This is a genomic window from Desulfocurvus sp. DL1XJH-121 (assembly GCF_054819825.1).
On the sequence record NZ_JBTVWW010000002.1, the window covers coordinates 15,642 to 28,777 of the forward strand.

Annotated in this window: 11 protein-coding genes; all 11 read right to left on the bottom strand. The window is 66.8% G+C overall.

The window, feature by feature from the left end; genetic code table 11:
• Positions 1–38: 38 nt before the first annotated feature.
• Positions 39–1,130, bottom strand: a complete 1,092-nt coding sequence (locus ACYYG1_RS01625; protein ID WP_461208529.1) for a BMP family ABC transporter substrate-binding protein — start codon at positions 1,128–1,130, stop codon at positions 39–41.
• A gap of 176 nt (positions 1,131–1,306) precedes the next feature.
• Positions 1,307–3,442 (bottom strand): hypothetical protein, encoded by a 2,136-nt coding sequence (locus ACYYG1_RS01630; protein WP_461208530.1) that lies wholly within the window; start codon positions 3,440–3,442, stop codon positions 1,307–1,309.
• A 29-nt stretch (positions 3,443–3,471) separates the two neighbouring features.
• Positions 3,472–3,936 carry a type III secretion system chaperone gene (locus tag ACYYG1_RS01635; protein WP_461208531.1) on the bottom strand — a complete coding sequence of 155 codons (465 nt, stop codon included), beginning with the start codon at positions 3,934–3,936 and terminating at the stop codon, positions 3,472–3,474.
• A gap of 313 nt (positions 3,937–4,249) precedes the next feature.
• A complete protein-coding gene (locus tag ACYYG1_RS01640) occupies positions 4,250–4,978 on the bottom strand; it encodes a Rossmann-like domain-containing protein (protein WP_461208532.1) in 729 nt (242 codons plus the stop codon).
• Between the two features lie 18 nt (positions 4,979–4,996).
• The gene (locus tag ACYYG1_RS01645) at positions 4,997–5,665 is read right to left on the bottom strand and encodes a molybdate ABC transporter permease subunit (protein ID WP_461208533.1); all 669 of its coding nucleotides are present in this window, start codon (positions 5,663–5,665) and stop codon (positions 4,997–4,999) included.
• Between the two features lie 7 nt (positions 5,666–5,672).
• A complete protein-coding gene (modA, locus tag ACYYG1_RS01650) occupies positions 5,673–6,422 on the bottom strand; it encodes a molybdate ABC transporter substrate-binding protein (RefSeq protein WP_461208534.1) in 750 nt (249 codons plus the stop codon).
• Positions 6,419–7,138 carry an ABC transporter ATP-binding protein gene (locus tag ACYYG1_RS01655; protein ID WP_461208535.1) on the bottom strand — a complete coding sequence of 240 codons (720 nt, stop codon included), beginning with the start codon at positions 7,136–7,138 and terminating at the stop codon, positions 6,419–6,421. Before ACYYG1_RS01655 ends, modA begins: the two co-directional genes overlap by 4 nt.
• Positions 7,139–7,467: 329 nt before the next feature.
• The gene (gene recQ, locus ACYYG1_RS01660) at positions 7,468–9,687 is read right to left on the bottom strand and encodes a DNA helicase RecQ (protein WP_461208536.1); all 2,220 of its coding nucleotides are present in this window, start codon (positions 9,685–9,687) and stop codon (positions 7,468–7,470) included.
• A gap of 227 nt (positions 9,688–9,914) precedes the next feature.
• Positions 9,915–10,427, bottom strand: coding sequence for a pantetheine-phosphate adenylyltransferase (coaD, locus tag ACYYG1_RS01665; RefSeq protein WP_461208537.1), 513 nt, complete (start codon positions 10,425–10,427; stop codon positions 9,915–9,917).
• A gap of 164 nt (positions 10,428–10,591) precedes the next feature.
• A complete protein-coding gene (locus ACYYG1_RS01670; protein WP_461208538.1) occupies positions 10,592–11,377 on the bottom strand; it encodes a short-chain-enoyl-CoA hydratase in 786 nt (261 codons plus the stop codon).
• A 184-nt stretch (positions 11,378–11,561) separates the two neighbouring features.
• Positions 11,562–12,968 (bottom strand): GntP family permease, encoded by a 1,407-nt coding sequence (locus ACYYG1_RS01675; RefSeq protein ID WP_461208539.1) that lies wholly within the window; start codon positions 12,966–12,968, stop codon positions 11,562–11,564.
• Positions 12,969–13,136: the final 168 nt, after the last annotated feature.

Genomic DNA, 13,136 nt, shown 5'->3' on the forward strand with positions numbered 1-13,136 from the left:
CGGCGCGCGGGCCGGACCCGGGCGCCGCGTGAATCGTTCTACTTGGCGAGCTTGCCCTGGACGCCCTGGACGAGCATCTGCAGGGAAAGGAGCGCCTTGTCGTCCAGCTTCTGGCCGGCGGGCACCACGGTCTTGCCCTTCTGGTCCAGGATGGGCCCGGCCCAGACGTCGTCCTTGCCGCCCTTGAACTCCTGCATGGCGGCCAGGACCTTGTCCTGCACGGCCTGGGGCACCTTGGGGGAGAAGGGCGCCAGGCGCACGGCGTCGGCGTCGAAGCCCTTCCAGTAGGCCCCGGTCTTCCAGGTGCCCTCCAGCACGTCCTTGACGGCCTTGACGTAGTACGGGCCCCAGTTGAGCACCGCGCTGGTCAGGGTGCAGTCCGCGCCCCAGTGGGCCGCGTCCGTGCCGTAGCCCAGGGCGGGCACGCCCGCGGCGCAGGCCGCCAGGGAGCTGTCCGGGGTGTCGGCCATCTGGCGGATGAGGTCGTGCTTTTTGGCCACCAGGGTCTCGGCCAGGGTGGTCTCCTTCACGGAGTCGGCCCAGGAATTGAGCCAGGCCACGGTGTTCACGATCTTGCCGTGCTTGACCCCGGCCTCCTTGAGGCCCCGGAGCTGGCCCAGGGTGAAGGCGTCCACCCCGCGCACGGGCTCGGGGATGGGATGCGTGCCCACGGTGCCCACGTTCTTGTAGCCCATGAGCCCGGCCAGGTAGCCGCAGAGGTAGTCGGCCTGGTACAGGCGCGCCATGTAGGTGCGCATGTTGGGCAGGGACTTGTAGCCCGAGCAGTGCTCGAACTTGATGTCCGGGTAGTCCTTGGCCACGCGGAACTCGGGCTCCATGTGGTCGAAGCAGGTGCCGAAGATGATGTCGCAGCCGTCCTCGGCGAACTCGCGGAACACGCGCTCCGCGTCGGGGCCGAGGACCTTTTCCTTGTAGATCACCTCGATCTGGTCGCCGAGCTTCTCCTCCAGGTATTTGATGCCGTTGTAGTGGGCCGTGGTCCAGCCCCGGTCATCGATGGTCCAGAGGAGCGCGAAGCCAACCTTGAGTTTCTTGGCCTGGGCCGCGGACGGGGCCGCCAGGACCAGGCATAGCGCCGCCAGGGCGCAGAGGGTCGTGATCCGTTTCATGCGTCTTCTCCCTTCACCGGCTTTGGGCCGGGTTTGCTGTCAGCCTTCCAAGGCGGAAAGTGCCCCGAAGCCCGGGGTCCGTCAAGTGCGGCAAACCCCGGCGCGGCGTGGAAAAAAGGGGCCGCGCCATGCGGCCGCGACCCCCGTGTCCCCCCGGCGGGCGGAGAAAGAGACGCCTAATGCCTCATGGTCGCGAAGATGAAGTCGAAATCGTCCACCCTGACCGTGGGCGGGGTCGTGGTCTGGTCCATGCCCGTGAGGGTCACGTCGATGCGCGCGCACATCCCGCGCGGGTCGGCTTCGCCGCCTTCATAGTTCTGGAAGTCGTGCTGCAGCGAGTAGTCCATGGTGACCCCGTATGCGCCCCCGCCCCTGGACTCCATGCTCAGGGCGATGTGGTCGATGCGGGTGTTGCCCATGCTCGTCAGGGTCTGGTCGGTTGCCGCGTTGGTGGCCGGATCCAGGAACAGGGCCTCCTGCGTCGTGACTCCGTAGACCTGGAAGACGCCCCTGGTGGCCCGTCCGGCTTCCTCGACGCTCGGGAAATGGGCGATGAGCCTGTCCAGGGCCCGCTCCCTGGCGACGTCGTCGCTGTTGCCGGTTCCCTCGATGGTTTCGCCGTCCACGGTGATGCCGTTGCGGAAAAAGTCCACCAGGAAGGCCGAGGAAAAATGCGTCACTTTTTCCTGCAAGGATTTGACGGACCTTGAAAAATCCCCTCCGGACGGATCGACCTGTTGCAGGGGCGAGGTCCTGGTGTAGCCGGTGAAGACGGTGGTCAGATGCTCCTTGGCCTTGGTCATGTCGAAGCCCTTGATCTCGGGGAGGCCCACGTCGGTGTGCACGCCGTCGCCCAGGTGCGCCCTGGCCTGGGCGAAGGTCACGCTGTCCATGCCCACGCCCTTCATGTCCAGCATGGACGCCCTGGCGCCCAGGTCCCGGCCCTGGCCCAGGGTCAGCAGCAGCAGGGTGGCGTTGAGCCTGGTCTCCACGAGGAACATGGAGTCCTCGGGATTGCGCAGGGATTGGAAACGGAACTCGTTCATGGCCGAGCCCCTGGCCAGCATGCGGTCCAGGGGCTGGTCGGCCGTGTTTCCGGTCAGCCCGGCCAGCTTGGCCCCCGCCCTGATGAGCATCTCCTTCATGCCCGTGGCCGTGCCCTTTTCGTCGATGCCTTCCTGATACAGGCGCCCGCCTTTCTCCTGCTTGACGTTGGCGTCGAAGGCGGTCTCGAAGGCTTCCAGGGCGGTCTTGGTCTGCGCGGTGGTGGCGGTGGCGTTGGTGACGGAACCGATCATGGCCTGGGCGGCGCCCAGGCTCTTGCACATGGCCTTGGCCATGACGGGGTTGCAGATGTCCGGGGAGGCGAGCATTTCCGCCTTCAGGGCGTCTTTCTGCCCCTGGTTCAGGGAGGTGTCGTCGTCCACCACCTGCAAAGCGTCCAGGAGCGAGGCGAAGAGCTTGTCCGTGACGGATTTGACCTCGGCGTCCGTGGGCGGGTGCATGTTGTCGTCGTCGCCCATGCAGACGAACCTGATCGTTTCGAAGGCCTTGTTCCGCAGGTTTTTCAGGAGCTGCGGGCAGAGCGTCGCGTCCATGCCCCTCGCCTTGGCCGCGTCCTGGAAGCGGGCCTGCAGGTTTTCCAGCTTCTGGTGGATGATGTCCTGGCACTTGCCGGAGACCACGCGGCTGGCGGCCGTGTCCAGCGCGTTCTGGAACTCGGCGTCGGATTCGGGGCTGCGATCCCGGTTGAGGAACGGGGCCTCCAGCTTGTCCTTGACGGTCTTGAGGTCGTTCTCGGTGAACTGGGTCATGTCGTCGGGCATGCCATACTGGGCCAGCGACTTGCGCAGGGCGGCTTCGAGCCTGGACGGCGAGCCTTCGCCCTGGCTGGGGGCGTCGCAGAGCTTGGCGAGGTTGTACTTGATGTTTTCCTTGTGCAGCAAGGCCTCGTTGTCCTTGGTCCGCTTGAGGCCGATGACGTCGGAAATGACCTGGGAGACCTTGCGGCCGGTGATGGGCGTGCCCTTGTCCAGGGCCGCGCCGAAGCGGCCCTTGGCGATGTCCGCGAAGCTGTCGCCCAGGCCCTGGGTGTTGCGGATGGTCTTGACCACGTGTTCCATGATGCCGCTGTTCACGCGCCGCGCGTCGCCGAGGTCCAGGGCGGACTTGATCCAGTTCACGGTGCGGCCGAGCCAGGAGCTGGCCCCGGCCGTGGCCTTGCGGTCCTTGTCCAGGGCGACCTGGCTGTCGCCGATCTTGTTGAAGGTCTGGCCCAGGTTCGCGAGTTTTTCAATGGTACCGCCGGGCATGGCGTGCTCCTTGTGGTTGTGGGTTCGCTCTAGACGCGCAGGGTCATGCGCGAGGGGTCCAGGGGAGTGTCGTTGCCTCCCTTGGGCCGCACCGCGATTTCCTTGATTTCCCGTTCGAATTCCTCGGCCAGATTGACGAAGGCCTGGACGTATTCGCCAAAAATGGTGGCGTTCAGCCAGCCGTCCGCGCCAATCTTGTTGGTGTAGACGAGGGAGTCGCTGTCCGCGTCCAGGCCCAGGATGCCGCCGCTGGTGCGTCGGTAGAAGCAGTCGCTCTCCAGCAGAAGGGCGAAGACGGCGAGCCTGGACTCCTGGTCCTCGGGGGCCTGACCGACCCGGCTGTAGAAATAAAATTCTTCGGAATCAGGCAGATACTCGACGTTGACCACCACCTCGTCGAACTTGAGGGTGCAGCAGCCGTTGTCGTCCAGGACCAGGCCGTCCAGTCCGATGGCCTGTCCGAATTCCGAGATGATTGCGCTGACGTTGTTCATGGTGCGACTCCTTGCGACCCGGGTTCTTCAAGATCGGTGCCACAACCCGCGACCGCCCCTGCCGGGTGCCCGGCGGGATATGTCAATGGGATTTGAGTTGATTGAACATACGTGTCTAGGCTGCCATGTCAACGCGGGCCCTTCCGGGTGCTGGAGGCTCTAGGCTTCCAGGGCTGGAAAGCGCGCGTAGCGGATCGTTCCAAAGGCGTGAGATGCGAGGCGCAAGAAAGCCGCAAGCCCGACGCGTATTCCAATACGCGAGGGTTTGCGGCTTTCGCAGCAACGAAGCAGATTGCGCCTTTGGGACGATCCGCTAAGTGGAGCGTGCGCAGAAGCGCTGCCAGCCCATAAGCGCCGCGGCCCCGGAGATGGTGGTGCCGAAGAAGATCAGCGGCTTGCCCGGCTCCAGGAAGCGGTCCACGGTGTCGTTGGCCAGGGTGGTGCCCGTGACCACCAGCAGGTCGGCCCAGGCGACGACCTCGTCCGTGGCCTCGGGGCCCTCCACCAGACAGCCCCGGCGCACCTGGCCGATATTGTCCGGGTCCATGTCCAGGACGCGCAGGTCCGTCTCCCGGCCCAGGGCCTGGACCATGGCGGGCTGGAAGCCGACCTGGCCGACCTTGACGCGGCCGTAGGTCTTGGCCACGTGCTCGGCCAGGAGCCCGGCGCATTCGGCGGGCCCCGTGTCGCGGCAGTGGATGGTGCCCTGGGCCTGGCCCAGGCTGCGCATGACCGCGTTCAGGGAGGCCACGAACACGGCGCGGCGGAAGTTGTTGCTCAGGGGCATGGCCGCGATGTCCGCAAGGCGCGCCGAGAAATCGCCGAAGCGGTCTGTGAAGGCCTGGCCCGGGCAACCCCGGAACACGGCCTCCATGAGGCGCTCGCGGCCCTGCTGCAGGGGAAAGTCGTCGCCCTCGGGGTTGCCGATGGCCTCCTCGGTGGACAGGACCCGGGCCTTGACCGCGACGGACTCCTCCAGGATGCCCTCGCGCTCCCACAGGGCCACGGCCCTTTCGCGCACTTGGTCCAGAACTCCGGCCATGCCATGTCTCCTTTGTCGTTATAGTGCGGAAAGCCGCCGTAATGCCAGGTAGATGCCTAGGGACACGACCGCGATGATGCCCGAGAGCACCAGGGCGCGGTCCAGTTCGCCGCTGAACACGGCGTTGTATATCTCCAGCGACAGGGTGTTGGTCTTGCCCAGGATGTCGCCGCCGAGCATCAGGGTGATGCCCACCTCGCCCAGGGACCGCCCCAGGGCCAGGAACCAGCCCGCGGCCAGGTTGCGCCGCACCGTGGGCAGCAGCACCAGCACGTAGGTCTGGAGCGGGCTCTTGCCCAGGACGTAGGCCGCCTCGGCCAGGTGCGCGGCGTTGCCCGCCAGGGCCGCCTGCAGGGGCTTGACCATCAGGGGCAGCCCGGCCACGTAGGCCGCCAGCACCACCCCGGAGAAGCTGAAGACCATGTCCAGCCCGAGCATGCCGCCCAGGGGGCCGTTGCGCCCCAGGAGCAACAGCAGGGCGAAGCCCGTGGCGATGGGCGGGAAGACCAGGGGCAGGGTCACCAGAAAGTCCACGAAACCGCGCAGCAACGTTTTGGGACCATTGAGGTAGTAGCCCAGGACCAGGCCGCTGAGCAAGTGCAGGGCGCCCGAGGCGGCCAGGACCTTGGCCGTGAGGATCAGCGGCCCGGTGGTGCCGGGCTGGCGCAGGATTTCCAGGACCGTCATGCGCGCATCAGATGCCGTTGGCCGTGATGATGGCCTTGGCCGCGTCCGAGGCCAGGAAGTTCAGGAAGTGCGCCAGGGCCTCGGGGTGCGGCGCGTCCGGGGTGCTGGCGGCCATGATGGCGATGGGCTCGTACTTGCCCTCGTCGGCCATGGCGTATCCGCCCACCTTGTCCTTGATGGCCAGGACGTGGGTGGAGTTCACGAAGCCCATGTCCACCTCGCCCGTGAGCAGGTAGGACGAGACCTGGGGAACCGTGGCCACCATGAGCAGCTTGTCCTTGATCTTGTCGTAGAGGCCTGTGTTCTTCAGGTACTGCATGGCCGCCCGGCCGTAGATGGCGCGCTCTGTGTTGGGCAGGGCGATGCGCTTGACCTCGGGGGCGAGCAGGTCCTCGGCCGAGGCGAAGTGCGCGCTCTTGGCCCAGACCAGCACCAGGCGGCCCTTGCCCAGGGGGCGCACGTCGCTGAAGGCGATGTCCGAGCGCTTGAGGAACCAGTCCGCGCCGATGACCAGGTCCACCACGCCCCCGGCCTTGGCCTGGGCCAGGGTCCGGGCCATGTTGCCGTAGGCGCGGTCCACGGTGTTGCCGGTGCGGGCCTCGTAGGACTTGGCCAGGGCGTCGACCATCTTCTTGTAGCCCGCGCCCGCGGCCACGACCACGGTTTCGGCGCGCGCCCGGGCGCAGGGCAGGGCCAGGATCAGGGCCAGGAACGTGGCGGCAAAGTAGCGCAACAATGTCTTGGAAAAGGGTTTCATGGCTGCATCCTCTGGGCGGTTGGAGGGGGGGGGAAGGGGCCGGGAGCGGCCTGGGCTTCGGCCAGCAGGCGGTATTGGCGTTCGGGCCAGCTTGGGTCGAGACGGCCCCGGACAAGGGGGGCCAGGGAGTCGGCGAGGTAGCGGGCCTCGTCCAGGTCGTGGGTCACGTGCAGCACGCTCACGCCCAGGGCCCGGGTCAGGGCCTTGAGCTCCGCGCGCAGGGCCAGGCGGGTGGCCACGTCCAGGGCCGAGAAGGGCTCGTCCAGGAGCAGCACGCGGGGCTCGCGGGCCAGGGCCTGGCACAGGGCCGCGCGCTGGCGCTCGCCCCCGGACACGGCGCAGGGCCGGGCCGAAGCCAGGCGCCCGATGCCGAACATCTCCAGGAGCTCGGGCACGCGGGCCTTGTCCCGGGCCGCGAAGGCTACGTTCCTGGCCACGGTCATGTGCGGAAACAGGGCGTAGTCCTGGAACACCAGGGCCAGGCCGCGTTTCTGGGGCGGGACGAACAGGCCCGCGTCCGTGTCCACCCAGGTTTCGCCGCCAAAGGCGATGCGCCCGCCGTCCGGCCGCCCCAGGCCCGCCACCATGCGCATCAGCGTGGTCTTGCCCGCGCCCGACGGCCCCACGAGCACCGTGAAGCTCCCCGCCGGACAACAAAGGTCCACGTCCAGGGTGAAATGGGCCAGGCCCTTGGTCACGGTCACGCGCAGGCTCATGGCGTGTTCCCGGGCAGGCCGGGACGGAGAAATAGGCTCATGTTCCAAGCCTATACGCGCCGCAAGGGGGCCTGACAAAACGGTCACGTACGCGGGTACAAGCGTGACTGAACCTCAGGCCGCCCATAAGGCGCGATCTGCTTCGTTGCTGCGGCCAGTGCGCGATTACCGTTTACTATTTGGGGACATGTCTTGCGGAAAAATTCAATTTTCCTTTGCAGACCGTTCAGAAGGTGTGAGATGCGAGGAAGCGGAAAAATCCAGGCCGCGCAGTGTATTTGGCATACATAAGCGGTCTGGATTTTTTCGCTGACGAAGCAGATTGCGCCTTATGGACGGTCTGCGCCGCAGGACGCCACAGCCCGTAACAGCTCGTAGGAGAAGCGGCCGCCCAGGGCCTCGTGCACCGGGGTCAGACCCACGGCGCCCTGGGCGCGGCAGGTTTCGAAGGCCTGGCGCACGGCCTCGTCGTCCTTGGGGGACAGGCGCAGCAGGTCGTCCGGGGCCAGGCGGCCCTGGCGCACCGCGCAGAGGAGATGGTTCCAGACCGTGCCTTCCTTGAGCCCGCGCTCCCGGGCCACGGCCTCCACGTCCCCGTGCTCCCCGAACAGGGCCAGGGACGCCTCCTGGGTGGCGGACAGGCCTTCGGATTCCCTGGCCTCGGCGCGTTCGCGGGCCGCGCGGCGTTCCCGGGGGATTTCGGCCAGGTCCGCGGGACGGCCGTGCTCCGCCGCATAGGCCGCGAGGGCGTCCACAAAGGCCTGGCCGAAGCGCTGGAGCTTGACCCGGCCCACGCCCGAGAGCAGCCCCAGGCCGTCCAGATCCTCGGGCCGGTAGCGCACCATCTCCATGAGGGTGCGGTCCGGGAAGATGGCGTAGGGCGGCACCGAGCGCTCCTTGGAAATGGACAGGCGCAGTTCGCGCAGGGCGTCGAACAGGGCCCGGGCCTCGGCGTCCTCAGGGGCGGCGGCGGCCGCCTTGCCGCGCTTGGCGCTCGCGGCCCTGGGCAGGGTCGGGTCCGTGCGCAGGCGCACCTCGCGCTCCCCGCGCAGCACGGCCCAGGAGTCCTCGTTGAGGGTCAGGGCGCCCCAGCGCTCCATGTCCACGGACAGCAGCCCGGCCCCGGCCAGCTGGCGGTACACGGACTTCCATTCCTCCAGATTCAGCTCCGTGCCGATGCCGTGGGTGGAGACCTGGTCGTGGCCGAAGCGCAGGATGCGCTCGTCCGTGCGTCCGGTGAGCACGGCGGCCAGGTGCCCGGCCCCGAAGCGCTGGCCCGTGCGGTAGATGTTGGACAGGGCCTTTTGGGCGGCCACGGTGCCGTCCCAGGTGGCCACGGGGTGCAGGCAGTTGTCGCAGTTGCCGCAGGGCTCCCGGCGCTCCCCGAAATAGGCCAGCAGGGACTGGCGGCGGCACCCGGCCGTCTCCAGAAAGGCGAACAGGGCGTTCAATTTGTGGTGCTCGATGCGCTTTCTGTCCTCGTCGGCCTCGCCCGAATCGATCATGGAGCGCAGCACGGCCATGTCCTGCAGGCCGTAGCACATCCAGGCCGTGGCGGGCAGGCCGTCGCGCCCGGCGCGGCCCGTTTCCTGGTGATAGGCCTCCAGGCTCTTGGGCGGCTCCAGGTGGCAGACAAAGCGCACGTTGGGCTTGTCCACGCCCATGCCGAAGGCCACCGTGGCCACCATGATCACCCCTTCCTCGCGCATGAAGCGCTCCTGGTTCTCCTGGCGCACGCCTTTGGCCAGGCCCGCGTGGTAGGGCAGGGCGTTGAAGCCCTCCTTCACGAGGTGGGCGGCGGTCTTCTCCACGTTGGCCCGGCTCAGGCGGTAGACGATGCCCGCGTCGCCCTCGTGGTTCTCGCGGATGAAGCGCGTGAGCATGCGCAGGGGCTCGTGCTTGGGGCGCACGGTGTAGCTGATGTTGGGCCGGTCGAAGCCCGTGGCGAAGGTCTGCGCGCCTTGCAGCTCCAGGCTGTTGAGGATGTCGCCCTGGGTGGGCTTGTCCGCCGTGGCCGTGAGCGCCAGGCGCGGCACCCCGGGGAAGTGCTCGGCGATGATGGAGAGCTGGGTGTATTCGGGCCGGAAGTCGTGGCCCCACTGGGACACGCAATGGGCCTCGTCGATGGCGAAGAGGCAGGGCTTGCAGCGCGCGAGCAGGTCCAGGAACTCGGGCCTGCACAGGCGCTCCGGGGCCACGTACAACAGGTCCAGGTCCCCGCCCACGAGGCGCGCGGTGACCTCGCGGGCGTCGCGCGGGTCCAGGGACGAGTTCAGGCAGGCCGCTCGCACGCCCATCTGGGTCAGGCCCTGGACCTGGTCCTGCATCAGGGCGATGAGGGGCGAAACGCAGACTCCCGTGCCCGGCAGGGCCAGGGAGGGGATCTGGTAGCATAGGGACTTGCCCCCGCCCGTGGGCATCAGCACCAGGGAGTCCCGTCCCGCGAGCACGTTGTCGATGACGGCCTCCTGCAGGCCGATGAAGGCGTCGAAGCCGAAGACCGTGCGCAGGATGTCGCGCGGGCTCTGTGGGGAAGGGGACGGGGGCATGATTCTCCTGGCCGGTTGATGCTGGGTTGCGGGCCAGGGGGAGGTATACCCTCAGCGGCGGGGAAAGGGAAATTGGCGGATTGTCGAGAAAAATCTATTCGCAGGCTGTCCCAAAAGCGTGAGATGCTAGGCGCAAAAAAAAATTCAAGGCCGACGCGTATATGGACATACGCGAGGGTTTGAATTTTTTGCAGCAACGAAGCAGATTATGCTTTTGGGGCAGCCTGCTAGCTGGCGGCCTGGGGACAGTGGTGGAACTTCTCGTCCAGGCGCCGGGCCACGCAGTCGGGCACCAGGCCCGTGATGTTGCCGCCCAGCCGCGCCAGGTCCTTGATGCCCGAGGAGCTGGTGTACAGCCACTGGGAGTCCGTCATCAGGAACAGGGTCTCCACGTGGTGGTCCTGGCGGCGGTTCATGAGCGCCAGCTGGAATTCGCAGTCGAAGTCCGACACGGCCCGCAGGCCCCTGAGCACGGCGTCGGCCCTGCACTGCCGGACGTATTTGGGCAGCAGGCCGTCGAAGCCCTCCACCGAGACCCTGGGCTCGCCAGCGAAGACCTCGCGGGCCATGTCCATGCGCTCGTCCAGGGAGAAGGTCATGGGCTTGGCCGGTATGCTGACCACCGAGACCACCACCTGGTCGAAGATCGCCAGGGCCCGCTGCACCAGGCTGACATGGCCCATGGTGATGGGGTCGAAGCTGCCGGGGTAGGCGATGATTCTCGTGTTCTGGTTGCTCATGGTCTTGCCTTGTTGCGCCCGCCGGGCCGTCCCCCTGTGGGGAGAGGGGAGGCTCGGCGGGCGGTTGGTTCACATCCGGCCGCAGGCCGGCCCTGTGACGGCGAATGCCGTCCGTTCGGAAAGCCAGGTTGGACAGGGCATGGCCGTGCGTTCCGGCGCGACTGCTACTTTCCGCTGAACGCGGCGGCGCGCTTTTCCACGAAGGCGCCCATGCCTTCCTTCTGGTCGGCCGTGGCGAAGCACAGGCCGAAGACCTCGGCCTCGTAGGACACGCCTGTGGACAGGTCGACGTCCATGCCGCGATTCACGGCGGCCTTGCACATGCGCACGGCCACGGGGGCGCGGGACATGATCTTCTTGGCCATCTCCACGGCGGCGTCCATGAGCGCCTCGGGCGCGGCCACGGCGTTGACCAAGCCGATCTCGGCGGCGCGGTCGGCCTTGATCATGTCGCCGGTGTACAGCAGCTCCTTGGCGCGGCCCTTGCCCACCAGGCGGGGCAGGCGCTGGGTGCCGCCGAAGCCCGGGGTGATGCCCAGGGTGACTTCGGGCTGGCCGAACTTGGCCTTTTCCGAGGCCAGGCGGATGTCGCAGGCCATGGCCAGCTCGCAGCCGCCGCCCAGGGCGAAGCCGTTGATGGCGGCGATGACGGGCTGGGGCAGGTTCTCGATCTTGTTGAACACGGCCTGGCCGACCATGCCCCAGTTGCGGCCCTCGATGGCCTGCATTTCCTGCATGTAGGCGATGTCCGCGCCGGCCACGAAGGCCTTGTCGCCCGCGCCGGTGATGATCACCACCTGTACGCCGGCGTCGGCGGCGATTTCGTCCAGCAGGGAGTCCAGTTCGCCCAGGAGATCGGCGTTCAAGGCGTTCAGGGCCTTGGGCCTGTTGATGGTCACCGTGGCGATGCCGTCAGTGCATTCATACAGTAAATTCTGGTACTCGCTCATATCTCTATCTCCTTGTCAGGATGGTAGCTTCTATTTGCGGGGCATGTTCCGCCCCGCCCTCCTCCGACCCCCGTTGGCCGGAGGAGGGCGCAGGCGGCTTGCCTCGTTCTGCGCCGCACGGTGCGGCGCCCGCGAAATGCGGTTTGTTTATTGTTTGTTGGTTATGCCTCTGTGGGCCTCGCTCCTAGAGGATGCCGGTCACGGCGTGGAAGAAGATGACCACGAACGCCGTAGCGAAGGGGATCACCAGGGAGACCATGCCGATGTCCTTGTAGGACTGCTTGTGGGTCAGGCCGCACACGGCCAAGAGCGTGATGACCGCGCCGTTGTGGGGCAGGGTGTCCATGCCGCCGGAGGCGATGGAGGCGATCCTGTGCAGGATGTCGGGGCTCATGCCGATGGCGTTGGCCATGGCCAGCCAGTCCTTGCTCATGACGTCCAGGGCGATGGACATGCCGCCGGAGGCCGAACCGGTGATACCGGCCAGGGTGGAGACGGAGACCGCCTCGGACACCAGCGGGGAACCGCCGATCTGGATGCCCAACAGGGCGTGGGCGATGGTCTTGAAGCCAGGCAGGGAGGCGATGACGTTGCCGTAACCAACCTCGGAGGCGGTGTTCATGATCGCCAGCAGCGATCCGATGGCACCGGCGTTCAGGGCCTTCTGCAGGGAGCCCTTGTTATTGAGGAACTTCTTGTTGCCCAGGGCGATGGCGGTGAGGATGCCGAGCACCAGGGCGATGATCAGGGACCAGATGCCGACGACCTTCTTCACGGAGGCGACCATCAGGGGCAGCTTCATGCCGGACAGGGGCTCCAGGATGGAGGGGCTCCAGGTCACCCAGTGGGACAGGGCGTAGTTGGACGCCAGCACCACCACCAAGGGCAGCAGGCCGACGATCCAGGAAGGCAGGCTGTCGTCGCCGTTGCTTTCGGGCTCGTTGATGGTGTGGTCGCCGTAGCCCTCGTTCACGGCGTCGGCGGCCTTGCGGCGGCGCTCCAGCCAGAACATGCCCACGCCCATGACGATGATGGCGGCCAGGATGCCGGAGACCGGTGCCGCGAAGGCGTCGGTGCCGTAGAAGTTGGTGGGAATGATGTTCTGGATCTGCGGGGTGCCCGGGATGCAGGTCATGGTGAAGGTGAAGGAACCCAGGGCGATGCAGCCAGGCAACAGACGCTTGGGAATGTTCGCTTCGCGGAACATGGCCGCGGCGAAGGGGTACACGGCGAAGACCACCACGAACAGGCTCACGCCGCCGTAGGTCAGGATGGCCGCGGACAGCACCACCGAGAGGATGGCGTGCTTATGCCCCAGCTTGCTGATGATGGTGTGGGAGATACCCTTTGCCAGGTTGGTGTCTTCCATGACCTTGCCGAAGATGGCGCCCAGCAGGAATACCGGGAAAAAGGCCTTGATGTACATCACGCCCTTGGTCATGAAGATTTCCGTGTACGTGGGCATGATGGGCATGCCCTGCAGCCCTGCAGCCAACAGGGCGAGGATCGGGGCGAAGAGGATGACGGAGAAGCCCCTGTACGCGATGTACATCAGGAGGAACAGGCTGAGAACGATTCCTAAAACTTCCATACTCATGTCTCCTTGTGCAGCCTGGCGGCTGCACCGCGTTACGGCCGGGAGCTGCTTCCCGCCTCGTCTTTCGATTGCCCGCGAAAGACGCTTGGCGGGGAGCGTGAGGCCAATGTCCGGTACTCAACTCAAATGCTCCGTTGACTGGCGGGGCGAATCCCCGTCCAG

What these genes read in the sequence shown, in the direction of transcription:
- ACYYG1_RS01625 (WP_461208529.1), bottom strand. Translation starts at nt 1,130, where the DNA reads ATGAAACGGATCACGACCCTCTGCGCCCTGGCGGCGCTATGCCTGGTC.
- ACYYG1_RS01630 (WP_461208530.1), bottom strand. Translation starts at nt 3,442, where the DNA reads ATGCCCGGCGGTACCATTGAAAAACTCGCGAACCTGGGCCAGACCTTC.
- ACYYG1_RS01635 (WP_461208531.1), bottom strand. Translation starts at nt 3,936, where the DNA reads ATGAACAACGTCAGCGCAATCATCTCGGAATTCGGACAGGCCATCGGA.
- ACYYG1_RS01640 (WP_461208532.1), bottom strand. Translation starts at nt 4,978, where the DNA reads ATGGCCGGAGTTCTGGACCAAGTGCGCGAAAGGGCCGTGGCCCTGTGG.
- ACYYG1_RS01645 (WP_461208533.1), bottom strand. Translation starts at nt 5,665, where the DNA reads ATGACGGTCCTGGAAATCCTGCGCCAGCCCGGCACCACCGGGCCGCTG.
- modA (WP_461208534.1), bottom strand. Translation starts at nt 6,422, where the DNA reads ATGAAACCCTTTTCCAAGACATTGTTGCGCTACTTTGCCGCCACGTTC.
- ACYYG1_RS01655 (WP_461208535.1), bottom strand. Translation starts at nt 7,138, where the DNA reads ATGAGCCTGCGCGTGACCGTGACCAAGGGCCTGGCCCATTTCACCCTG.
- recQ (WP_461208536.1), bottom strand. Translation starts at nt 9,687, where the DNA reads ATGCCCCCGTCCCCTTCCCCACAGAGCCCGCGCGACATCCTGCGCACG.
- coaD (WP_461208537.1), bottom strand. Translation starts at nt 10,427, where the DNA reads ATGAGCAACCAGAACACGAGAATCATCGCCTACCCCGGCAGCTTCGAC.
- ACYYG1_RS01670 (WP_461208538.1), bottom strand. Translation starts at nt 11,377, where the DNA reads ATGAGCGAGTACCAGAATTTACTGTATGAATGCACTGACGGCATCGCC.
- ACYYG1_RS01675 (WP_461208539.1), bottom strand. Translation starts at nt 12,968, where the DNA reads ATGGAAGTTTTAGGAATCGTTCTCAGCCTGTTCCTCCTGATGTACATC.